Source organism: Pseudomonas sp. S2_A02 (assembly GCF_054668495.1).
On sequence record NZ_CP162776.1, the window covers coordinates 502,026 to 525,173 of the forward strand.

Below are 23,148 nucleotides of genomic sequence, written 5' to 3' on the forward strand. Positions count from 1 at the left end.
GGTCATCCTTTTTTGGTGATCGGTCGCTCAGGCGTCTCGTCTTGGGTCACTTCCCGGTACCAGAGCTCATGGTGTTTTCTCGCCCAGGCGCGGCTGACTCTGCCACGCACCATGGCGTGGACCGAACCGCGAATCCAGATCCCGGCGTAGACGTGGACGATGATGCTCAGCACCAGGATGAACCCCGCCAGCGCATGCAGCAGCATCGCCCAGCGAATGCCGGTGATGCCGAAGTACGCGCTGAACCAGGCACGCCAGATCACCAGCCCGCTGAACAACAGTACCAGCATGCAGATCAGCAATACCCAAAATAGGAGTTTCTGCCCCGGGTTGTATTTGCCGATCGGCGGCACGCCCTCCTCTTCGTTACGCATGACCGTCCCGACGCGCCTGAGCCACAACCGGTCGTTGGCGCTGAAGTAATTCGCCCGCCAGAAACTGAACACCAGGCCGAGGAACAACACAAACATCGCCACGCCCATGTACGGATGCAGAATGCGTGTCCACGAACCGCCGCCAAACAGGTTGCTGAGCCAGAACAACCCCGGATGAAACAAGGCCAGCCCCGACAGCGCAGCCATGAGAAACAGAATCGCCACCAGCCAGTGATTGGTGCGCTGGTTGGAGGTGTAGCGCAGGATCGTTTTGTCGTTCATGGCCTGTCCTCCCCGCCGGGTTTCGTCGGATCAAAGGTGTGCACCGATGGATCGAATTCATGCACCGCCGGGTCGATGATGACTGGGTGTTCGTCTTCCTCGACCAACTGCGGCCCAACGCGCACGTAATGGAAGAATCCGGCCAGCACCGCCGCGCCCATGGCCAGCAACGCCAGGGGTTTGCTCAGGCCTTTCCACAGATCCACCAGCGGACTGATCGCCGGGTGATCCGGCAACCCGGCATACAACCTGGGCGTGTCGGCATGGTGCAGCACATACATGACGTGGGTGCCGCCGACGCCTGCGGGGTCATACAAACCGGCGTTTTCGAAACCGCGACTCTTGAGGTCGACGATACGTTCGGCCGCGTGTTCTTTCATGTCTTCCTTGCTGCCGAAAACGATGGCGCCGGTCGGACAGGTTTTCACGCAGGCCGGCTCCAGCCCCACCGCCACCCGGTCCGAACACAGCGTGCATTTATAGGCTTTGTGATCCTTTTGCGAGATGCGCGGAATGTTGAACGGGCAACCGGTGATGCAATACCCGCAGCCGATGCAATGGTCCTGATCGAAATCGACGATGCCGTTGGCGTGCTTGATGATCGCGCCGGGGCTGGGGCACGCCGCCAGGCAGCCGGGCTCGGCGCAGTGCATGCAGCCGTCCTTGCGGATCAACCATTCGAGGTTGCCGGCGTCGGTTTCATGCTCGGTGAAGCGCATCAGGGTCCAGGTATCTGCGCTGAGGTCTTGAGGGTTGTCGTAAGTGCCGAGGTTGTGACCGACATCGTCGCGCAGCTCGTTCCATTCCGAGCACGCGACCTGGCAGGCCTTGCAGCCGATGCACTTGGTGGTGTCGATCAGTTTGGCCACTTCCTCTTGTGTGCGCACCGAGGGCGGCAGGGTGGTGGTGGCCGAACGGGCGATGATGTCTTGGCTGGCCATTTAGACTTTCTCCACGTTGACCAGGAATGACTTGGATTCCGGGGTCTGTGTGTTGCCATCGCCGAGGAACGGCACCAGGGTGTTGGTCAGGTAACCGTGACGGGTGGCGCCGGTGAAGCCCCAGTGCAACGGGATACCGATCTGATGCACCACCTGATTGTTGACCTGCAGCGGACGAATCCGCTTGGTCACCACCGCCACCGCTTCGATGTGCCCGCGCTTGGAACTGACTCGCACCCGGTCACCGGCAGCAATGCCCTTCTCCTTGGCTAGCACCTCGCCGATTTCGACAAACTGCTCGGGTTGGGTAACCGCGTTGATCGGGCAATGTTTGGTCCAGAAGTGGAAGTGTTCGGTCAGCCGGTAGCTGGTCGCCGCATAAGGGAAGTCCTTGGCCTGCCCGAGGGTTTCCCAGACTGAATCGAAGATCCGCCCGGCCGGGTTGCTGGTCGCCTGCTTGTTGTTGGGGTGCATCGGGTTGATGCCGATGGGCGTCTCGAACGGTTCATAGTGTTCCGGGAATGGCCCTTCGTTCATCTTGTCGAGGGCGAAGAAACGCGCCACGCCTTCGGGGTTCATGATGAACGGGTTGATGCCCGCTTCCGGTGCGGCGTCGACCTTGTAGTCGGGCACGTCGGTGCCGGTCCAGACCTTGCCGTTCCACCACACCAGCCGCTTGTTCGCGTCCCACGGTTTGCCTTGAGGGTCGCAAGAGGCACGGTTGTAGAGAATCCGTCGGTTCATCGGCCAGGCCCAGGCCCAGCCCAGATTCTGCTTCATGCCGAAAGGATCGCTGTTGTCACGCCGGGCCATGTTGTTGCCTTGCTCGGTCCAGCTGCCGCAGAAGATCCAACACCCGGAAGCCGTGCTGCCATCGTCCTTGAGTTGGCCGAAGCCGGACAGCTGCTGACCGGCCTTGACCACCGCGCCCGAGGCGTCAGTGACATCGGCGATGGCGTAGCCGTTGAATTCCCGGGCCAGCTCTTCCGGCGTCGGGTCATCCGGTACTTTGTAGGGCCAGTCGAGCTTGAGGATCGGCTCGGCCCAGGCACCACCGTTAGCCTGGTAACGCTTGCGCAGGCGCAAGAACAGCTCGGCCATGATCTTCACGTCTGTGCGCGCCTGCCCCGGGCCATCGGCACCCTTCCAGTGCCATTGCAGCCAGCGACCGCTGTTGACCAGCGAGCCGTTTTCTTCGGCGAAACAGGTGGTGGGCAGACGGATGACTTCGGTCTGGATCTCGGCCGTTTGTACATCGTTGTAAGGCCCGGCGTTGCGCCAGAACTCCGAAGTTTCGGTGGCCAGTGGGTCCATCACCACCAGCCATTTGAGTTTGGCCAGCGCCTTCATTACACGGTTCTTGTCCGGCAAGGCGGCGATCGGGTTGAAGCCTTGGCACATGTAGCCATTGACCTCGCCCTTGCCCATCATGTCGAACATTTTCAGGATGTCGTAGCCGGGAATATCCAGCTTGGGCAGCCAGTCGTAGCCCCAGTTATTCTCGGCGGTGGCATTGGCGCCGTACCAGGCTTTCATCAGGCTGACGTGAAACTTGCCGTAGTTCTGCCAGTAGGACATCTGCCCGGGACGCAACGGCTTGAGTGCGCGCTTGGCGATGTAGGTGCTGTAATCCTGTTCGGCTTCGGCCGGCAGGGTCAGGTAACCGGGCAGCAGGTTGGACAGCAAGCCCAGGTCGGTCAGGCCCTGGATGTTGGAGTGCCCGCGCAGGGCGTTGACGCCCCCGCCCGGCATGCCGACGTTGCCCAGCAGCAGTTGCACCATGGCCGCGCTGCGGATCATCTGCGAGCCGGTCGAATGCTGGGTCCAGCCCAACGCGTAGAGAATCGTCATGGTTTTGCCCGGTTGCGAGCAGGTGGCGATCTCTTCCCAGATTTTCTGCATCGCGTCCACGGGCATGCCGCAGACCTGACTGGCCAGCTCCAGGGTGTAGCGGCTGTAATGCTGCTTCATTAATTGGTAGACGCAGCGTGGGTCTTGTAAGGTCGGGTCGACTTTGGCGAAACCGTCCTCGCCGATTTCGTAGCCCCAGCCGGACTTGTCGGTATAGCTGCGCTTGCTCGCGTCGTAACCGCTGAACAATCCATCCTCGAAGCCGTAGTTGGCCTTGACGATGAACGACACGTCCGTATAGGCGCGTACGTATTCGTGCTGGATCTTGTCTTCGGTCAGCAGGTAATTGATCAGCCCGCCCATGAAGGCAATGTCGGTGCCGGTGCGGATCGGCGCGTAATAGTCGGCCACCGAGGCCGTACGGGTGAAACGCGGGTCGACCACAATCAGCCGCGCCTTGTTGTGGGCTTTGGCTTCGGTCACCCATTTGAAACCGCAAGGGTGCGCTTCAGCGGCATTGCCACCCATCACCAGAACCAGATTCGCGTTGGCGATATCGGTCCAGTGGTTGGTCATGGCACCACGGCCATACGTCGGGGCAAGACTTGCCACCGTCGGGCCATGTCAGACACGTGCCTGGTTATCAAACCCCAGCATGCCGAGACTGCGAATCACCTTGTGGGTGATGTACCCCGCTTCGTTGGACGATGCCGACGCCGCGAGAAAACCGGTTGTCAGCCAGCGGTTCACCGTTTGCCCCTGGGCGTTCTTCTCGATGAAGTGGGCGTCGCGGTCGGCCTTCATCAGGTCGGCGATGCGATCCAGCGCTTCATCCCAGGAGATTCGCGTCCATTGCGTGGTGCCGGGCTTGCGCACCTGCGGGTACTGGAGACGGCTGGGGCTGTGAATGAAATCGAGCAGGCCTGCGCCTTTGGGGCAGAGGGTGCCGCGATTGACGGGGTGGTCAGCATCGCCTTCGATGTGGATGATGCTCTGGGCGACATTCTTCGCGTTGTCGCCCTGGCTATACATGATCAAGCCGCAACCGACCGAGCAGTACGGGCAGGTGTTGCGGGTTTCATGGGTATGGGCGAGCTTGAAATGACGCACTTGTTCGGCGAAAGCGGGCGTCGGGGCCATGCCCAGCGCGCCGAGGCTTGAGCCCGCAAGGCCGAGACCAGCGACCTTGAAGAACTGACGACGGTTGAGGTCCATCGTGCACTCCTGATCAGGTGGAATGTGGGAGCGGGTTTGCTCGCGAAAGCGGTGTGTTAGGCAAAATCAATGTTGATTGTGCGGCCCTCTTCGCGAGCAAGCCCGCTCCCACAGGGACGGTAACCTATCTACCGCCACTTAGAACTTTAGACAATGTTGCCGTGCGCCGTCTGAAAACCGACCGTCGGCGGCTTGACGGTCATGCTCTGTTGCGCAATTCGCCAGCGATCAAGGTTGGCGCTTATCATGGCCGCCGGATTAACCCCCTGCCTTTTATGAGACTGAGCATGACTTTCGATTTTGATCAGGTGTTCGACCGCCATGGCACCGGCAGTACCAAATGGAGCCGCTACCCGGTCGACGTGTTGCCGATGTGGGTGGCCGACATGGACTTTGCCGCGCCGCCAGCGATCATTCAGGCGCTGCAAAAACGCCTGGAACACCCGATGCTCGGTTACAGCGTGGCGCAGGATGACTTGCGTGACGCCATCGTCGCCGACCTGTGGAGCAAGTACGCCTGGCGTGTGCAACCTCAGGAGCTGATCTTCCTGCCGGGTATCGAATCGGGTTTCAACATGGCCCTGCATGCGCTGGTTCAGCCACAGCAGAACGTGGTCGTGCAGATTCCGAACTACCCGCCGCTGCGCCATGCACCGGGCCACTGGCAGTTGAACAAGGTCGAACTGGATTTCGATGCATTGGCCGATGGCACTTATGCGACGCCACTCGACACCTTGCGCCAGGCCCTGCAAGGGGGCGGCGCGCTGCTGCTGAGCAACCCTCATAACCCGCTGGGCAAGGTCTTCCCGCGCGAAGAGCTGCAAGCGGTCGCCGACATTTGCCTGGAGCAGGACGCCTGGATCATCTCCGACGAGATCCACTCCGAGCTGTGCTTCGACGGGCGCGTACACATTCCGACTGCCTCGCTTAGCCCGAAGATCGCCCAGCGCACCATCACCCTGATGTCGGCGAGCAAGGCCTACAACATCGCCGGTTTGAAGACGGCATTCATGATCATTCAGGACGCGGCACTGCGTCATCGGGTCAACAGCGCTCGCTGCGGCATGGTCGACAGTGTCAACCCGCTGGGCCTGGAAGCCACTCGTGTCGCCTACAGCGAAGGCGGCCCATGGCTGACCGAGCTCATGGCCTATCTGCAAAGCAATCGGGATTATCTGGTTGAAGCGGTTCGCACGCGGTTGCCGGGTGTGACCATGAACATCCCACAGGGCACTTACCTGGCGTGGTTCGACTGCACGGCGCTGGGGCTGGATAACCCGCAGCAATTCTTCCTCGAACAGGCCAAGGTCGGGCTGAGCGCAGGGCTGGATTTCGGCGATAACGCCGGGCAGTTCGTGCGCCTGAACTTCGGTTGCCCGCGGGCGCTGCTGGAAGAAGGGATCGCGCGGATGGAGCGTAGTTTGCGTAACCGCCTGGCCTGACGGCCCGCGTCGACACCGGAAACCCGATGCCTGTGCATCGGGTTTTTTATGGGCGATATGTGCAGCATCGAATCCTGTTCAAGGCGTTATGCGCTCCATGCAAGCCTTGATGAAGGCTTCCCGCTTCTGATCGTCCGGCAGCTTCATGAAGTTTTTCGGCTCGCAATTTTTTTCATTCACTTCGTATTTGTTTTCGCAGCCTGCGAGACATGCCAACGATAGTGCCAGTGCAACGAGCGATTGAGTGTTCATGAGCTACTCCTCATCGAGTTTCTTGCATCGCATTGAGCCTAACTCATGAGTTGAGTGTATGCAGGAACAGCGAACTCTCCTCTTGCGCTAAACCCGTCGGAAGTCCAACCGAACTCAAGACAAAAGACCGGGGTCAACCCCAATGCCCGTCATGTAGAAAAGCAGTCTTTTGCCTTGAACAGAGGAGATTTCCCGATGACTGACTATCCAAAACCACCCTTCCCTAAACAAAGCCAGCCAGTCCCCGGCGTTCAAACGAAAATGGACCCTTACCCCGATTGTGGCGAACAGAGCTACAAAGGTTCGGGTCGGCTGGAGGGCAAGATCGCCCTGATCACCGGGGCCGACAGCGGCATCGGCCGTGCGGTGGCGATTGCATTCGCCCGGGAAGGCGCGGACGTGGTGGTTGCCTACTTGAATGAAACTGAAGATGCGCAGGAAACCGCCCGCTGGGTTGAACAGGCCGGTCGTCAATGCCTGCTGCTGCCCGGCGATGTGGCGCAAAAAGCGCACTGCCAGGCGCTGGTGGACAAAACGGTCGAGCGCTTTGGCCGGATCGACATTCTGGTCAACAACGCCGCGTTCCAGATGACCCACGAAAACATCGAGGACATCCCGGACGAAGAATGGGTGATGACCTTCGATGTTAACGTCACCGCCATGTTCAGGCTCTGTCAGGCCGCACTGAAGCACATGAAGCCCGGCAGTTCGATCATCAACACCAGTTCGGTCAATTCCGACATGCCCAAGCCGACATTGCTGGCCTACGCGACCACCAAGGGCGCGATTGCCAACTTTTCCGCCGGCCTGGCACAGATGCTGGGGCCAAAGAATATCCGGGTGAACAGCGTGGCACCGGGGCCGATCTGGACGCCGCTGATCGTCTCGACCATGCCCGAGGAAGACGTGCAAAACTTCGGATCGCAAACCCCGCTCGGCCGTCCCGGTCAACCGGTGGAAGTCGCGCCGATCTATGTATTGCTGGCCTCGGATGAAGCCAGCTACATCACCGGGCAACGGTATGGCGTCACGGGCGGCAAGCCGATGCTTTAACGCAATTGACATGGCCTGCGTTCGGCCCCTGTAGGAGCCGAATGCAGGCGCGGGGCAAGCCCTAATGCCAATCAGTTAAGAGATAGAACCAGCGATGAGTAACCTGTGGCGAGGGAGCTTGCTCCCGCCGGGCCGCGAAGCGGCCCCCCTTATCCCCAATAGAGAAGGGACTGCTTCGCAGTCCAACGGGAGCAAGCTCCTCGCCACAGATTCAGTATCACGCTTAACTGACTGGCATTGGGGCTTACCCAAGAAATCAGGGCTCTTGAGCAATCACCGATATCTTGCCGTTGCGCTCGATGATGGCGAATTTGATCTGCTCAAGGGTTTCAATGCCCTGGCTCGAGCGCGCAGCCTCCATGACATCCGCTTCCACCAGGCGCGCATGACGCAGACGCTTGTGCAGGATCTTGCCGTTTTCGACAATGATCGTCGGCCCGCCATCGATCAGCCGCTGCACCCATTGCGAACGTTGTTTGAGCAGTGAAAGCCCGACATCAATGGTAATCAGCGTAATGATCACCAGCATCGAATTGGTCAGGGAAAAGTCATTGCCCAACAATGCTTGTTGCGTTGCCTCGCCGATGATCATCAGCAGCACGAAATCAAACGTCGTCAATTCGGCCAGCGAGCGCCGACCGGCAACCTTGAACAGCACCATCAACGCCAGGTACATCACGGCCGCGCGCAATACCGAATCCATAAGTCACCTAAGGGAAAATGAATTGATCCACTTTGACCGAGGCTGCACCGGGCGAGGCGATATGGCTGCGAAACAGGCCCACCCCCTCGCCGCGCAAGGTCAGGTAAAGACTGGCCTGACCTTGCGCGTCAGTTTGCACCCACAGTTTCATGCCCTGCTCGCCACTGAGTGCACGCACAGGTTCCGGTCGCAGGGTTACGACTTCGAAGCCCTCCAACAGTTTTCCGCTCAGTTCCAGCTCAACCGTGGCATCCGGGTGGCCGATTACACTGACCTTCATCGGGTTGGTCGAGCCATGACGATGGAACATCTCGTATTCCACCCGTACCTTGCCATCGCTGCCGTGAACCTCCCGGGAACTGAGCGGGCCATGTGAAAACAAGCCGAGCAAGGCCAGCACCACCAGCAGCACCATCACGTACCAGCCCCAGCGCTCGAATCGCCAGATCCTGACCTGATACGCCATATCTTCGCGCACCGGAAAATCGCGGCTGTGGTATTCGGTGCGGCGGGATTCGTCGTTCATTGATTTACCTGATCTTGTTCACCGGTCAGTGCACGTTGATGAAAATATGACACCCGCTTCAAGGCATGTTCTGCAGCCAATAACTGGACCTTGCTGCGGGACCCGAAAAACCGGTGCTGGTGAGTGAATACACGCTTGCCTTGCTCAGTCTGGTACGCCCAGGCGAAACAAACGGTGCCAGCCGGAATCCCGTCGACATCCTCCGGCCCCAGAATGCCGGTGGTGGCTACCGCGACGTTGGCGGGGCTGTCGAGCAAGGCTCCCAAAGCCATTTCGCGAGCCACTTCGCAACTGGTCAGGTTGAAGGTTTGGATCGTATGGGGGCTGACGTTGAGCAACCGTTGCTTTGCTTCGGGGGAATAAACCACGTAGCCGCTCTCGATCAGGTCCCCGCTGCCCGGCACTTCGGCCAGCAAGGTCACGATCTTTCCGGCGGTACAGGACTCGGCAGTCGTCAGTCGCAAGTCGTGTTGCCGCAAATATTCGACGACGGTTTGGCTGACGTTCATGGCAAGGCATCCAGGCAAGAGCAACTGCTCGGTTGACCTTCGACGCTTGCAAACATTCCCTCGGGCAGACCGCCTATGCCCCCGATAAAAAATGAACCCCCGGCGATGGATGCACCTCAATACTTTTAGGGGCCCCTATGCTGGGCCGCTCGCTATCTGGAGGTCGTCATGTCCGCACCTTTCGTAAGGCTGTTCACTCAGCCCAATTTCGTCTGGACAGATATTCGTAAGGAAGAGGAAGCGCATCCGCGCCATTACCTCGCTCATTTGTTGTTGCTCGCCCTGATTCCCGCCGTATGTCTGTTCATCGGGACCACCTACGTCGGCTGGAGCCTGGTCGAGAAAGAAACGGTCAGACTCACCACCACCAGCGCCCTGCAACTCTGCGGGCTGTTGTACCTGACCATCATTGTCGGCGTGGTACTGATGGGGCTGTTCATTCGCTGGATGTCGCGCACCTTCGACTCACGCCCCACCGTCAATCAGTGCATCGGTTTTGCCGCCTATACCGTGACCCCGTTTTTTCTCGCGGGTATCGCCGGACTCTACCCCAGCCGCTGGCTGGCGATCACGGTGCTGGGGGCGGCCTCTCTCTATTCGACGTTCCTGCTGTTCGTCGGCTTGCCGATTTTCATGCACGAGCGCAGGGAACAAGGCCTACTGAATGCGGCGAGCCTATGGGGTGTCGGGCTGTTGGTGCTGGTGACTATCCTGGTGGAAATGATTTTGCTCTGGTCCAACTATCTGCGACCTGAGTACTTACGCGTGACCGGCATTTGACTGTCCTGGGTCAGCGATCCTTCGACGGTCTACGGCACACCTCCGAGAACCGGGCATGAGCTTCATTGTATGGGTGGCGGTGTTGGGGGCGGTGCTGCTGATCCTGGCACTGACCTCGTCCTATCTGCGCTGGATGCCGGTGACCACCTCCGCTGTGTGCCTGGCGCTGGGTGTGGCAATCGGTCCGGCGGGGCTGGGCCTGTTGAAGCTGAACCTCAAGGACGCAGCGATCTGGATGGAGCATCTGACGGAAGTCGCGGTGCTCTTTTCGCTGTTTGTCTGCGGACTCAAATTGCGCCTGCCATTCAAGGATCGCCAATGGCGGGTAGCGTTCGGCCTTGCAGGACCGGTGATGATCCTGACCATCATTGGCGTCTGCCTGCTACTGCATTACGGTTTTGCCCTGGCCTGGGGGCCGTCGCTGCTGATCGGGGCGATTCTGGCCCCCACCGATCCGGTATTGGCCTCGCTGGTGCAAGTCAACGACGCCAGGGATTATGATTCGGTGCGTTTCGGGCTCTCCGGTGAGGCGGGCCTCAACGACGGCATCGCCTTCCCTTTCGTGATCCTCGGCTTGCTGTTCGTGCAACAGGGCGGCAATAGCGAGGCCAGGCTCGGTGAGTGGGCACTGAAAAGTGTGCTGTGGGCCGTGCCTGCCGGATTGTTCACCGGTTACTGGATGGGCCACGGCATCGGTCGCTTGACCTTGTCGATGCGCATCCGCAATGCCGACAGCACTATTTCTCCCAACGATTATCTGACCCTGGCCCTGATCGCCCTCGCTTATGTCGCCGCCGAGGAGATACATGCCTATGGCTTTCTGTCCGTGTTCGCCGCCGGCCTCGGGTTGCGGCAGGCCGAAGTCAAATCCACAGGCGACGCGCAGATGCCCGCCGAGCATCTGGTGCAACCGGTGGTCGGCCACCAGAACGTTGAACCTGAGGCCGCCGTCCACGGCGACGTGGCGAATCTGCCGGAAACCCAAGTCGCGGCGGGCATCATGATGGGCGACATGCTGGCATTCGGCAGCTTGGTGGAACGCGCCATGGAAGTGTTTCTGGTCACCCTGCTGGGCGTGGTGCTGGTGGGCCATTGGGATTGGCGAGCGTTGGTGGTTGCGCTGGTGTTGTTCTGTGCCATTCGGCCCTTGTGCGTATGGCTTATGCCATGGGGGCGTTTGCTGGACAGCCGCCAGCGGCTGTTGATCGGCTGGTTCGGGATTCGCGGGATCGGGAGCTTTTATTACCTGTTCTACGCCTTGAACCATGACCTCGGTCCGGCGGCGGCGACGCTGTGCACCGACCTGACGTTGTCGGTGGTGGCGCTGAGCATTCTGGCGCATGGCATCAGTACTCAACCGATGCTGGCCCGGTATGAGCGGCGAAATCAGCAGGACGCCTGACGGTTTCCTCCGTCGGTCAACCTGCATTGAACAGCAACATATATTCATGCAGGTTGCACGACAAACGTCGTTTCTATTCGATCACATCCCACTGTTTTTTATGGTTTTTTGGTAAGCCTTGAAACAGGCACGAGAAATGCTCCAGCAGTGTGAGCGACAGCGGCAGGAAGACCGTTTGCGCTTGACCCCGTGATAAACAAGAGGTTTGACCATGAACGCCATTGACCTGTTGAAAACCGACCATGAACGCGTAAAAGGCATCCTGGCCCAGTTGAGCGAGTCCACCGAGCGTGGGGTTAAAAAACGTACCGAGTTGCTGGCTAAACTGGACATGGAAATCAAGATCCATACCCGTCTGGAAGAGGAAGTCTTGTATCCGGCTTATAAAAAAGCCGGGGGTAAAGAGCAGGATGTGATGTATTACGAAGCCAAGGAAGAACATCGCACCGTCGATACGCTGGTGCTGCCCGATCTGAAAACCACTGATCCTTCTACTCTCGAATTTGCCGGTCGAGTGAAAGTGGTCAAGGAGTTGCTGGAACATCACATTGAAGAAGAGGAAAAGGAAATGTTTCCTCAGGCCAAAAAACTGCTGGGCAAAACGACGCTCGACGAATTGGGTGCGGAAATGGAAAGTCTGAAAGCCCGATACAAAAAAGAGCTGGGTGCACCCAATCTCGCGGCTTGATAGCGGTAAGTTAAGACGATGAAAATCCTGTAGGAGCGAGGCTTGCCCGCGAAGAATGCGCCGCGGTTTTTCAGGTATTACGCGTCATCGTTCTTCGCGGGCAAGCCTCGCTCCTACAGGTTATGCGTCTTAACTGACAGGCATTAACTGACTCACTTCATCGCCAGGGCAATGACTTCCACCAGATTAAGTTGGGTAAAAGGCTTGGACAGGCGTGGAAGTCTGGCCGCGAAGCCTTCCAGGCGCTCCGCATAACCGGTGGCGAGGATGATCGGCAGGTGTGGTCTTATCACCCGAATAGCCTGCGCCAGTTGCGCGCCGCTCATCTTGGGCATGACCATGTCCGTAATGACCAGGTCAAAATCGTGCTCGCTGTCGAACAGCTCCAATGCCTGTACACCGGACGCTGCACTGATCACCCGATGGCCCAGGTCCTCAAGCAACAGGCTGGTACTGGTCAACACCAGACTGTCATCATCCACGACCAACACACATAGACGAGGCACCCGCGACATGGTGGCCTCCTCAATAGCGGGTTCGGTGGTCGAGTCGGCTAGCGCAACGGGTAACCAGAGTTCGGCAGTGGTGCCGACAGTCTTCTGGCTTTTGAGGATGAAGCGTCCACCCAGTTGTTCAGTAAACCCGTGAACCATCGACAACCCCAGGCCTGTGCCTTTTCCGACGCCTTTGGTGGTGAAGAACGGGTCCATTGCCAACGCCAAAGTAGCGTCATCCATACCCTCCCCTATGTCCATGACACTCAGGCAGACATAGCGACCTGGCACCAGAGATAATTTCGACCCATCGCAGACCTCTTCTGTCTGGGCACTGATGACAAGCTTCCCACCATCGGGCATTGCATCGCGGGCGTTGGTCGCCAGGTTCAGTACCGCCAGTTCGAGCTGATTGACGTCGGCCATAACCGGTTCAAGTCCAGGCGTAAAGCGCGTTTCTATGCTCACCGCAGGCCCCAGAGCGCTGCGCAATAGCCCGGTAATTCCCTGTATCAGCGTCGGGATTTCGACGGATTCAGTCTTGAGCTCCTGACGCCTGGCAAACGCCAGCATGCGCTGGGTCAGGGAAACACCACGCAAGGCGCCTTGAGTGGCGTTGTCGAGCAAACGGGTAATTCTTGGGTCGTCTGCCGCACGTTTGCGAACGACTTCCAGATTGCCAAGGATAACGGTCAACAGATTATTGAAGTCGTGGGCAATCCCACCGCTGAGTTGACCGATGGCCTGCATTTTCTGCGCCTGAAACAACGCTTCGCGGGTTTTTTCAAGCGTTCGCTGGGCTTGTGTCACCTCGGTAATGTCCCGAGTGATCTTGGCAAATCCCAGTAGCGTACCGGTATCGCCCCGAATCGGGTCGATCACGACATGCGCAAAAAAACGCGTGCCGTCCTTGCGCACGCGCCAGGCCTTGTTTTCGAATCGCCCCTCGCGCGTAGCGATTTCCAGTGCCCGTTGCGGTTCGCCGGCTTCGCGGTCTTCAGGGGTGTAAAACATCGAAAAATGCTGGCCGATAACTTCTTCGGGCCGATATCCCTTGATTCGCTGAGCCCCCAGGTTCCAGTTGGTCACACGTCCATCCGGGGCGAGCATGTAGATGGCGTAGTCGGTGACGCTTTGCACCAATAGCCGAAACTGCTGCTCACTTTGTTTGAGGGTTTCTTCGGCCATTTTTCGATCGGTCAGATCCCGGGTGATCTTGGCAAAACCCAGCAATCTGCCCGACGGATCGAGAATAGGGTCGATGATGACGTGGGACCAGAAATGCGTGCCGTCCTTGCGAACCCGCCAGCCTTCGCCCTCGAAACGGCCATCGCGAATGGCGGTATCAAGGGCGCGCTGAGGCAAACCTGTTTTGCGATCCTCCTCGGTATAGAAACGCGAGAAGTGCTGACCGAGAATCTCCGTCTCTTCATACCCCTTGAAACGTTTGGCACCGGAATTCCAACTGGTAATGATGCCATCGGGGTCGATCATGTAGATCGCGTAGTCGACCACCGCATCGATCAGCAGGCGAAAGCGCTTCTCCTCGATGGCATTGGTCTTGGTCCCGTCATCGCTCATGACATCCCACCCATCCATTGTTTCTCTGGAGTATGCGACAAACCAGGGGATAAGACAGTTCAGAAAACGATACTTCGGCCTGACGCCGAGGGACGTTCGCCACCGACCTTTATCCCAGATACCCCAAACGCTCGATGAATGGTTTTCCGGTAGGTCACCGCGCGCCCTCAAGGGCAGTCTCGACCGACCACCAACGTGGCAATAATTGCTTGACCTTGCTCTCGCCAAACCGGTCATCGATCAGCATCACCACCCCTTGATCCTGCTGAGTGCGGATTACCCGCCCCGCCGCCTGTACCACTTTTTGCACACCTGGAAACAGATACGTGTAGTCATACCCGGCACCGAAAATTGCAGCCATGCGCTGTTTCATCTGTTCGTTGACCGGATTCAGTTGCGCCAGCCCCAGGGTGGCAATGAATGCACCAATCAACCGCGCGCCGGGTAAATCGATGCCTTCGCCGAATGCGCCACCCAGCACCGCAAACCCTACGCCCTGACTATGGACGGTGAATTGATCGAGAAACGCCTGACGCGGCCCTTCCCCCATTCCCCGGGACTGCGACCACAGCGTGATGTGCGGATGCCGCTCGGCCAGCAACTGGGCCACTTGCTGCAAATAATCGAAGCTGCTGAAGAACGCCAGGTAGTTACCGGGACGCTGGGTGAACTGTTTGGCGATCAGCTCGACGATGGGCTCGAGGGACGCCTGACGATGGACATAGCGGGTCGAAATCTGGCTGACGATGTGCACTTGCAATTGTTCGGCGCTGAACGGCGACTCCACATCAATCCAGACTGTATTCGCCGGTGTTCCCAGCAAATCGGCGTAGTAACCCCGAGGGCTCAGGGTGGCGGAAAACAGCACGGCGCTACGCGCAGCAGTCAGGCGCGGGCGAATGAAAGCGGCGGGCACAACATTGCGCAGGCACAGTTGCGACAGGTTGCGCTTGCGCTCGAGGTCACGTTTGCTGATGTCGAACAGGAAATGCTCATCGAACAGTTCAGCCACGCGGCCGAATTGCAGCATGTCGAAGTAAAAATTCTGCAACCCGCTGTCCAGGCCCTGAGGGTGATCATTCAGGTAGTCGCCGATGCTCGCGCAGCACAACGACAGCGCCTGAAGCAGTTTTTCCGGGGCTTTGTCGTAGGCTTGATAGGGGCTCAGTTGCTGATCATGCAAGGCGTTCCATTCACGATTGACCCGTTGCAAGGATCTCTTCAGTGGTTCAGGCGCGGTTTTACGCACGCTGTTCAACGTCGCCTGATCGAGGCTGGCGCTGTACATCTGCCGGCCACGTTCTACAAGGTTGTGAGCCTCGTCCACCAGCACCGCCACTCTCCAGTTGTTGGCCTGGGCCAGCCCGAACAGCAGCGCACTGAAGTCGAAATAATAGTTGTAGTCGGCGACCACCACGTCCGCCCAGCGGGCCATTTCCTGGCTCAGGTAGTAGGGGCAAATGTCATGCTGCAGGGCAACCTCGCGCAAGGCGCTCTGGTTCAGCAGGCTCAATTGGCTGGCGGCCTGACGCGCGGCCGGCAAACGATCATAAAAACCCTGGGCCAACGGGCACGACTCGCCATGACAGGCCTTGTCCGGGTGCTCGCAAGCCTTGTCCCGGGCGATCATCTCGAGGACTCGCAATGGCGGAGCATCGGCGCTGTCGAGGATGACCTGAGCGGCGTCCAGCGCCAACTTGCGCCCGGGAGTTTTCGCCGTGAGGAAAAACACCTTGTCCAGTTGTTGCGGCGCCAGGGCCTTGAGCAACGGGAACAGCGTGCCTACCGTCTTGCCAATACCGGTCGGCGCCTGGGCCATCAGGCAGCGACCGGTGCTGACAGCCTTGAACACCGACTCGGCCAGATGCCGTTGCCCGGGACGAAAATCGGCATGGGGAAATGCCAACCGTTGCGCTGCCTGATTGCGCCCTTCGCGATGGGCCATTTCCTGCTCGGCCCAGTGCAGGAACAACCCGCAATGGTGCTCGAAGAACAACTGCAATTCGGCGGCGCTGAAGGCCTCGACCAGACAGGTTTCCTTCTCGCTGACGATGTCGAAGTACACCAGCGCCAGATTAATCTGCTCCAACTGCAGTTTCTGGCACATCAACCCGCCATAGATCTTCGCCTGCGCCCAATGCAGTTGCCGATGGTTGGCCGGTTGCTTGCTCAGGTCGCCACGGTAGGTTTTGACTTCTTCGAGGCAGTTTTGCGCCGGATCGTAGCCATCCGCCCGGCCCTTCACCGTCAAGCTTCGATACTGGCCCTCGAGCGCGACCTCACTCTGGTACCCCTCGCTGCGTCGTGACGCCACGGTGCGATGCCCGACGATGCCTTCCAGCGCGGTCGGAGACGGGGTAAAGCGCAGGTCGAGGTCGCCGACCTTGGCGGTGAATTCACACAGCGCGCGCACCGCAATGCTGTAGCTCACGCGCCCTGCTCCGCCCATTGCACGTAGCAGACCGCGATCGGCATCTGGTGTTCGTGACAGAATTCCAGCCAGCGCAATTGATTGTCTTGCAACCGATCGCCGGGGCCTTTGACTTCGATCATCCGGTAGGTTTTGTCTTGCGGCCAGAACTGGATCAGGTCCGGCATGCCGGCGCGGTTAGCCTTGATGTCGAGCAACAGTCGATTGAACCAGTGCTTGAGGTGTTCGGCGGGCAGACAATCGAGCGCCTGCTCCAGCAGCTCCTCACTCAGCACACCCCAGAATACGAACGGTGACTGCACGCCCCACTTGGCGCTGTAACGCTCGCGGACAGTGTGCACATAACGCCCGTCATCGAGTTCAGCGAGGCAGGCCTGAAACAGATCCGCACGCCGCGCATGAAAGTCTTCGTTGAGCAGGTCCACCGGCCCGCGCTGGAACGGGTGAAAAAACGCCCCCGGTAACGGCGCGAAGATCGCCGGCCAGCACAGCAGCCCGAACAGCGAGTTGATCAGGCTGTTCTCGACGTAATGCACCGGCGCCGACTCCTCCGCCAGATGTGCTTGAACGTAAGACTCCACCGATAACGCCGGATCGTGTCTGGGCAGTTGCAGGTCCAGGCGTTGCATGGCCCGCGGAGTTGGGCGTTTGATCGGCGGCCCACCCAATTTGCGCCGCAGTCTGGGCAGCACACGCGATAGATGCTGATGCTCGGCGGCGCTTTCAGGGGCTTGCTCGGCGTGAGAGGCCAGGTCCATCGCCAGTTGATACTCAGCACAACGTTCCAACACCCGAATCAACCGTAGACGCGCGCCGGGGTAGGCGCATTCGCGGTAAAGGCTCAGGGCGGTGGAAAAATCCGCGATGCGCTCGCAATGCTGACCGATCTGGAACAGCAGCTTGCCCCGACGTTTTTGCAGCCAGGGATTGTCGAGCTGCAGCCCGTTGATCTGCTCGACAATCGTCGCCACGTCTTCACCGGCCTCGAAACGCTGCTGACAGCTGTATAGAAACAGACAGGCATCGACGTCCTCGCGACTGCGCAAGCCTCGGGACTCGGCGCAGAACTCGACTTTTTCATAGGTGAAGATGCCCAGGTCGGCCAGCACGAACTCCGACCAGTCCTGGTAAAGATTACCGAAGAACATCAGCCGCAGCCGGTCGCAAAGGCCCATGACGGTCAGACTGAACAATCGGTCATTCAGTACCGGACACCATTGGGCAAAACTTTGTGCTTTGGGAAACTGCTCGCTCAGGGCCGGCAGCCAATCGGTCTTTTTGCCCTTGGGCTGATCAATGGCGCTGCCAAAGCATTGAAGAATCTCCGCCTTGAGCAACACCTCGAACAAATCCTCGATGTGCAACGGTGACTGCTCATCGATCCAGCCCGATGCCAGCAATGGCGTCGCAGCGTTGTCGATGTCGCCGATCTCGGCGTAACTCAATTTGCCGGCCCTGAAATGCACGCCCTTGCGCATCACCAGTCTGACCAGCAAGGCTTGGGACTCGCGGGGCAGTCGATTGAAGTCGCGGATGAAATCCTGCTCCTCGACGCTCAATACATCGGCATAACGATGTTCAAGCCAATCAAGCACTTGCATGAAGTTATTCAAGTAATAGAACGGATCATCGAGAGGATTTACAATCACGAGCAAAAGGGCCATGGCAAACGAGTACTGGTTATGCGTACAGATACCAGCTATGCCCCACCCGGTGCAAACGGAAAAGGATAAGTGGCGACGCTATCCGGCATTTTTCGGGTGACCATCGAACTTTCTGCCATTCCATCGCACCAACCGCGTTAGAGGCACAGCGACGATTGACCTCAAGGCGAGGCGTTCGCGCTGTTTTTATTGAGTGATGAGAGGTGTGTATGAATATCAAGACTCTGGGTTTGCCCTTGGTGGTAGCGGCCTTTCTGGCCCTGGCCGGTTGCTCGACGCCAACGGTCGTGACCCTGCAGAACGGCACCCAGTATTTGACCAAGGACATGCCGAACACCAAGACCAAGGATGGCTTCTTCGAGTTTGAAGATATTTCCGGGGCGAAGGTGAAAGTCCGGGCCGATGACGTGGCCACGGTTCGCAAGGAGGACTGATCTCGCGCTCTTTGTGGCGAGCGAGCTTGCTCGCGTTGGGTTGCGTAGCAGCCCCAAAAATCTGACAACCATTGCCGATTTTTGTGAGTGCTACGCAGTGGAGCGCCAGCCCGGTCAAGCGGGAGCACGCTCCCTCGCCACAGGTTTCTCTGACTCAAGACGCTCTTAAGTGAACAGCATTGTTCTCAAAGACCTCCGTCGATGCTCAGTGAGTTCCGGGAATGCTGTTATCGCAGGAGATATGTTGCCCCCCACGCCGGATCAGTCGTTCCTGCATCCGCTGGCAGCGCTCCAGTTCCTGCTGCATCGAACGATCGATGCTGATATTGCCGGTCTTCTCCGGTTGTTTGCCGTCACCCAGGCGCACTGTCACCCAGGGCTGTTCCGGCAGGATTTGAAAGCGAGTTTTTTCTTCGATGGGTTTGGCGGGTTTGTTGGTTTCGATCGCAGCCGGTTTCGGCAGTTGATCGGAGGTGACCCCGTAACGGGTCAGAATCGAGCTTTGAGGCAGTTCTGCGGCGGCGGTTGCCGATAACAAGGCCAGCGCCAAACCGAAGGTGTACCTCTTGCTGTTACTCACGTTGCAAAATCTCCTGTACTCAATGGCGGCATGCAGCACCGGCGTCATAAGGATAACGCGTGGATGGGCTGATGGTTTAGTGCCAGTTCCTGTTGGTGCAGGTATTGGAGTCCGGGAGTGAACGGTGAGTCACGTAGGTAGGCAGGATTACCGCGTTATCGTTCTTCGCGAGCAAGCCCGCTCCCACATTTTGATCGCAGGCGTCCCCATATTGGGTGTTCACTGAAGATCGAATGTGGGAGCGGGCTTGCTCGCGAAGAGGGCCTTACCGGCGCCGCATCACCCTCAGGCGATCACAATCCCGCTACCGGACAAACTGTCCAGCCCGACACCCACCAGGGTCACCGAATCTGTGCCAAATGTGAGCAGCGTATCCTGCCCCACCGCTGTGGCATGGGCCCGATAATCATCGTTCGGCGCAACACCCTGAACCCCGAGGAACACCAGTTTGTCGCTGGCCTGATAGCCCACCACCCGGTCCTGGCCAAACGCGCCGCTGAACAAGAACGTATCGACTCCGCCGCCCGACTCCATCAGGTCATTCCCCGCCCCGCCGACAAACACGTCGTTGCCGGTGCTGCCGAGCAAATGGTCGTTACCATCGAAGCCAAACATCCAGTCGCCGGTTGCGTGCGCGTTTAGGGTGTCGGCGCCGGTCGTGCCCTTCACGCTTGAGGCGTACTGGGTCAGGTTGCTGCCGGTTGCGAGGCCATTGGCGGTGACGCTGTGGGTCACGTCATCCTTGAACACCCCCCAGAGAAAACCCGGCTCCTTGGTGACGATGCTGCCGATGTCGCGGGTGATGCTGATGCCGCCATTGGCGTCGCGCACGTACAGGTTGCCGGCACCGTCATTGGCGAAGACGAAGTTCTTCACCGACTGCTGCAGGTCCAGCGCATTGCTGCCCTTGCCGCCCAACAGGATGTTGTAGCCGCCGCCATCGCGGAAGGTGTCGTTACCGTCGCGGCCTTCCAGGTAGTCGTTGCCCTTGCCGCCCTGGATCAGGTCATTGCCGTCGCTGCCGATGATGAAGGTGCTGCCTTTGTGGGTTTCGGCGTTGCGGTTCAAATCCTGGACCCACGTGTTGCTGCGCGCCGGGTCCGAGAGGTTGGCGACGATGATGGTCGAATCTTTGCTGGTCAGGTCGTAGAACTGCGACTCCAGCACCCGGGTCATGCCGTCGCCGTAACCGGTGGGCAAGTGCGAGATCCAGGTGGGAATGTTGAGGATGGAATACGGCAGCACATTCCATGCCGTCGAGGCGTAGTGGTCATTGAAGCTGACGATGTTATCGGTCGTCGAATCCTTGGCGGCATCATGCACGCCCACCGAGGACAGGTTGAACGACGAGCCATCGAGGGCGCGGAACACCGGATCGTTTTCATAACCGATGTTCAGCACTTTGTCGCTGCTGCTTTGGGTCGGCGAGGCGTAGGCAATGTAGTTGGAATCCTGGTAGAACCCGGACCATTTTTCGCTGCTCAAGTCCGCCAGGCTATTGACCGCTAACCCGCCGAGGCTGTGGCCGCTGACCAGCACATCCTTGCCCGACAACCCATTGGCCTGGGCAAACGCTGCAACGTCACCGAGCAAATTGCCGAAGGCTTCGCCCACATAATTTTTCGCATAATCCTTAGGACCCAAGGCCGCCAGCAAGTCGTTGATCACATCACCGATGGAGTCGCCGATCTGGATTTCTCGCGGGCCGCTGGTGCCGCGAAAAGCGATGCCGATTTCGGTGAGATGACCCTGGGCGTCGTACTTGCCGAGGATCTCCACTTGAGCGCTGGTGTAACCGGCCTTCTCGCCAAAGAAGGTTCCGCGAGCGTCGGTCTTGCCGTCATAGCCCAGTTGCGCAGCGGTGATTGGCGTCCAGCCGGCTTTTTGCACGGCGTCGAGTGCGGCCTTCTCCGAATCGGGGTTCCAGGGAATGCCGGGGATAACGCCTTGGGAATCGGTGCCGCCAATCAGTGCGGTAACCAGGGTTGCCGGCAAGCCCAGGCCGAAGCCGTTTTGCTGGTAACCGGTGGCGAAACCATTGTCGAGGTTGTGATAGGTATACAGCGTGATCGCCATGGCGTCGCTGAACAACGCCTTGGAGTCTGCTGTGCCGAAGTTTTTGTAGTCATACACACCCATTGGTATTGCCTCTCTCTCTTTGTTGGAATTGTCAGAGATAGCTCACAACCAGGACGCCTCAATCACGAGACGCCCCGGAGCCTCTAGTGCATGCAGCTTTTACGCAAACGTAATTCCCGAAGCCGAGAGATTATCCAGACCCACGCCCACCAGCGTTACGGCGTAATCGCCAATCTTGAGCACAGTGTCGTTGCCGGCCTGTGACGCGTGTTGCGTGTAGTCATAGCCCTGCCCCGCGCCCTGGACGCCCATGAACACCAGTTTGTCGCTGCCTTGGTAGCCATTGATCGCGTCGAAGCCGAAGGCGCCGCTGAACAGGAATGTGTTGTTGCCGCCTCCCGAGGCATGCATCACGTCATTGCCCGCGCCACCGACGAAGGTCACGTGGCTTTTGTCGCTGCGCAGCAGGTCGTCGCCGGCATTGCCGAACAGCCAGTCACCGTCGACACTGGCCACCAGCGTGTTGCCGTAGGCATCGCCGTTGAGCGAATGGTTGTAGTGCGTCAGTTCGCTGCCATTGAGCAAGCCATTGGCGGTGACGTTGTAGGTGATGTCCTTGCTGCCCCACCACGAACCCGACTCCTTGCTCACCAGCGCGCCGATGTCGCGGGTCATGCTGATGCCGCCGTAGGCATCGCGCACGTACAGCGTGCCGTCGCCATCGTTGGCAAAGCTGAAGTTCTGCAACGGTTTCTGCAGCTCGAAGGTGTTGCTGCCCTTGCCGCCCAGCAGCAGGTTGTAGCCACCGTCATCGCGGAACCGGTCGTTACCGTCACGGCCTTCGATGAAGTCATTGCCCGCGCCGCCCTTGAGCAAGTCATTGCTGTCGGTGCCGATAATGAACGTGCTGCCGGTGTGGGGCTCGCCGCTGCGGCCCAAGTCTTCGACCCAGGTGCTGCCTCGGGACGACTCCGACAGGTTGGACACGATCAGCGTCGAGTCCTTGTCGGTGAGGTCGTAGAAGCGCGAGTCGATCACCCGGTTCAAGCCATCGGCATAGCCCAACGAACCGTGGGCCGACCAGTTCAGCGGATTGAGGATGCTGAACGGCACCAGGTTCTGCGCGGTGGAGGCGTATTGGTCATTGAAGTTGACGATGTTGTTGGTCGCCGAATCCTGATGACCGTCGTGCTTGCCAAGCGAGCCACTGCTGAAGGTGGTGCCGTCGAGCACTCGAAACACCGGGTCATTCTCATAGCCGATGTTCAGCACGTTGTTGCCGGTGGCGCTTTGGGTCGGCGAGGCGAAGGCAATGTAGTTGGCGTCTTTGAAGAAACCGCCCCAATTGTTTCCGCTCAACTCCGCCAGGCTGTTGACCCCCAACCCGCCGAGGCTATGCCCGCTGACCAGCACGTCCTTGGCACTCAGGCCGTGGGCGCCGGCAAACGCGGCGACGCTTTTGAGCAAAGTATCGAAGGCGTTTTTCGCGTAGTTCGTCGCGTAATCCACCGGGCCGACGGCGGCCAGCAGATTGTTTTTCATGTCGCCGAAAGTGTCGCTGTAGCCCAGGCCACCGGTGCCACGGAAGGCGATACCGATGCCGATCAACTTCCCTGCCCCGTCGTATTTACCGAGCACTTCGGCTTCGGCGCTGGTGAAGCCGTCCTGCTCGCCATAGAAGGTGCCTTGGGCCCCGACCTTGCCCTGATAGCCCAACGCCCCCGCGCCAATCGGCGCCCAAGCGGTCGCCGGCAATGGCTGGCCGGTCGGCGTGTACGCGTAGAGCGTCAGCGCGATCGCGTCGGAGTACAACGCCTTGCCGGCCTCACTGCCGGCATTTTTGTAATCAAACAGTCCCATGTTCTTG

19 protein-coding genes are annotated in these 23,148 nt (G+C 59.0%); 6 read left to right on the top strand and 13 right to left on the bottom strand.

The features are described from left to right. Positions 1-2: 2 nt before the first annotated feature. From AB4O41_RS02105 to fdnG, 3 genes are read right to left on the bottom strand one after another with little or no spacing between them, the layout of a single operon-like run. Positions 3-656, bottom strand: a complete 654-nt coding sequence (locus tag AB4O41_RS02105) for a formate dehydrogenase subunit gamma (protein ID WP_460145989.1) — start codon at positions 654-656, stop codon at positions 3-5. After that, entirely contained in the window at positions 653-1,597 is a 945-nt protein-coding gene (fdxH, locus tag AB4O41_RS02110; RefSeq protein ID WP_460145990.1) for a formate dehydrogenase subunit beta, read from the bottom strand. The genes AB4O41_RS02105 and fdxH overlap by 4 nt, the downstream gene beginning before the upstream one ends. Next, a complete protein-coding gene (gene fdnG, locus AB4O41_RS02115; protein ID WP_460145991.1) occupies positions 1,598-4,663 on the bottom strand; it encodes a formate dehydrogenase-N subunit alpha in 3,066 nt (1,021 codons plus the stop codon). 287 nt (positions 4,664-4,950) lie between these two features. Here fdnG and AB4O41_RS02120 point away from each other — a divergent pair, with 287 nt between their 5' ends. Beyond that, on the top strand, positions 4,951-6,105 hold the full coding sequence (locus AB4O41_RS02120) for a MalY/PatB family protein (protein ID WP_460145992.1): 1,155 nt from the start codon (positions 4,951-4,953) through the stop codon (positions 6,103-6,105). Between the two features lie 78 nt (positions 6,106-6,183). Here the strand turns inward: AB4O41_RS02120 and trbK are convergent, their stop codons facing one another. Beyond that, positions 6,184-6,357 carry an entry exclusion lipoprotein TrbK gene (gene trbK, locus AB4O41_RS02125; RefSeq protein ID WP_123722917.1) on the bottom strand — a complete coding sequence of 58 codons (174 nt, stop codon included), beginning with the start codon at positions 6,355-6,357 and terminating at the stop codon, positions 6,184-6,186. A gap of 195 nt (positions 6,358-6,552) precedes the next feature. Between trbK and AB4O41_RS02130 the strand changes: the two genes are divergently transcribed. After that, on the top strand, positions 6,553-7,410 hold the full coding sequence (locus tag AB4O41_RS02130; RefSeq protein WP_460145993.1) for an SDR family oxidoreductase: 858 nt from the start codon (positions 6,553-6,555) through the stop codon (positions 7,408-7,410). Positions 7,411-7,666: 256 nt separating this feature from the next. Here AB4O41_RS02130 and AB4O41_RS02135 read toward each other — a convergent pair whose 3' ends face one another. The 3 genes from AB4O41_RS02135 to AB4O41_RS02145 are packed head-to-tail and all read right to left on the bottom strand — an operon-like array spanning position 7,667 to position 9,148. Next, positions 7,667-8,113, bottom strand: coding sequence for a DUF421 domain-containing protein (locus AB4O41_RS02135; protein WP_460145994.1), 447 nt, complete (start codon positions 8,111-8,113; stop codon positions 7,667-7,669). A 7-nt stretch (positions 8,114-8,120) separates the two neighbouring features. Beyond that, positions 8,121-8,639, bottom strand: a complete 519-nt coding sequence (locus AB4O41_RS02140) for a hypothetical protein (RefSeq protein WP_460145995.1) — start codon at positions 8,637-8,639, stop codon at positions 8,121-8,123. Further along, complete coding sequence (locus tag AB4O41_RS02145; RefSeq protein ID WP_460145996.1) at positions 8,636-9,148, bottom strand: CinA family protein; 513 nt, start codon at positions 9,146-9,148, stop codon at positions 8,636-8,638. Before AB4O41_RS02145 ends, AB4O41_RS02140 begins: the two co-directional genes overlap by 4 nt. Before the next feature lie 168 nt (positions 9,149-9,316). Between AB4O41_RS02145 and AB4O41_RS02150 the strand changes: the two genes are divergently transcribed. The 3 genes from AB4O41_RS02150 to AB4O41_RS02160 all read left to right on the top strand — a co-directional run bounded on the left by AB4O41_RS02150 (position 9,317) and on the right by AB4O41_RS02160 (position 12,018). Beyond that, positions 9,317-9,928 carry a Yip1 family protein gene (locus AB4O41_RS02150; RefSeq protein ID WP_460145997.1) on the top strand — a complete coding sequence of 204 codons (612 nt, stop codon included), beginning with the start codon at positions 9,317-9,319 and terminating at the stop codon, positions 9,926-9,928. Between the two features lie 55 nt (positions 9,929-9,983). Beyond that, entirely contained in the window at positions 9,984-11,330 is a 1,347-nt protein-coding gene (locus AB4O41_RS02155) for a cation:proton antiporter (protein WP_460145998.1), read from the top strand. 211 nt (positions 11,331-11,541) lie between these two features. Continuing rightward, positions 11,542-12,018: a hemerythrin domain-containing protein gene (locus tag AB4O41_RS02160; protein WP_460145999.1), complete on the top strand. Its 477-nt coding sequence runs from the start codon at positions 11,542-11,544 to the stop codon at positions 12,016-12,018. Between the two features lie 152 nt (positions 12,019-12,170). On the opposite strand, the gene AB4O41_RS02165 is transcribed toward AB4O41_RS02160, so the two are convergent. The 3 genes from AB4O41_RS02165 to AB4O41_RS02175 form a co-directional block, all read right to left on the bottom strand. Beyond that, positions 12,171-14,093 carry a hybrid sensor histidine kinase/response regulator gene (locus AB4O41_RS02165; protein WP_460146000.1) on the bottom strand — a complete coding sequence of 641 codons (1,923 nt, stop codon included), beginning with the start codon at positions 14,091-14,093 and terminating at the stop codon, positions 12,171-12,173. A gap of 154 nt (positions 14,094-14,247) precedes the next feature. Beyond that, on the bottom strand, positions 14,248-16,524 hold the full coding sequence (locus AB4O41_RS02170; protein WP_460146001.1) for an ATP-dependent DNA helicase: 2,277 nt from the start codon (positions 16,522-16,524) through the stop codon (positions 14,248-14,250). Then, entirely contained in the window at positions 16,521-18,188 is a 1,668-nt protein-coding gene (locus tag AB4O41_RS02175; RefSeq protein WP_460146002.1) for a VRR-NUC domain-containing protein, read from the bottom strand. The genes AB4O41_RS02170 and AB4O41_RS02175 overlap by 4 nt, the downstream gene beginning before the upstream one ends. A gap of 209 nt (positions 18,189-18,397) precedes the next feature. On the opposite strand from AB4O41_RS02175, the gene AB4O41_RS02180 reads away from it, so the two are divergent. Further along, on the top strand, positions 18,398-18,622 hold the full coding sequence (locus AB4O41_RS02180) for a YgdI/YgdR family lipoprotein (protein WP_095053929.1): 225 nt from the start codon (positions 18,398-18,400) through the stop codon (positions 18,620-18,622). A 205-nt stretch (positions 18,623-18,827) separates the two neighbouring features. On the opposite strand, the gene AB4O41_RS02185 is transcribed toward AB4O41_RS02180, so the two are convergent. The 3 genes from AB4O41_RS02185 to AB4O41_RS02195 all read right to left on the bottom strand — a co-directional run bounded on the left by AB4O41_RS02185 (position 18,828) and on the right by AB4O41_RS02195 (position 23,141). Then, positions 18,828-19,202 (bottom strand): hypothetical protein, encoded by a 375-nt coding sequence (locus tag AB4O41_RS02185; RefSeq protein ID WP_460148252.1) that lies wholly within the window; start codon positions 19,200-19,202, stop codon positions 18,828-18,830. A gap of 285 nt (positions 19,203-19,487) precedes the next feature. After that, entirely contained in the window at positions 19,488-21,341 is a 1,854-nt protein-coding gene (locus AB4O41_RS02190; RefSeq protein ID WP_460146003.1) for a polyurethane esterase, read from the bottom strand. A gap of 99 nt (positions 21,342-21,440) precedes the next feature. After that, positions 21,441-23,141, bottom strand: coding sequence for a polyurethane esterase (locus tag AB4O41_RS02195; protein ID WP_460146004.1), 1,701 nt, complete (start codon positions 23,139-23,141; stop codon positions 21,441-21,443). Positions 23,142-23,148: the final 7 nt, after the last annotated feature.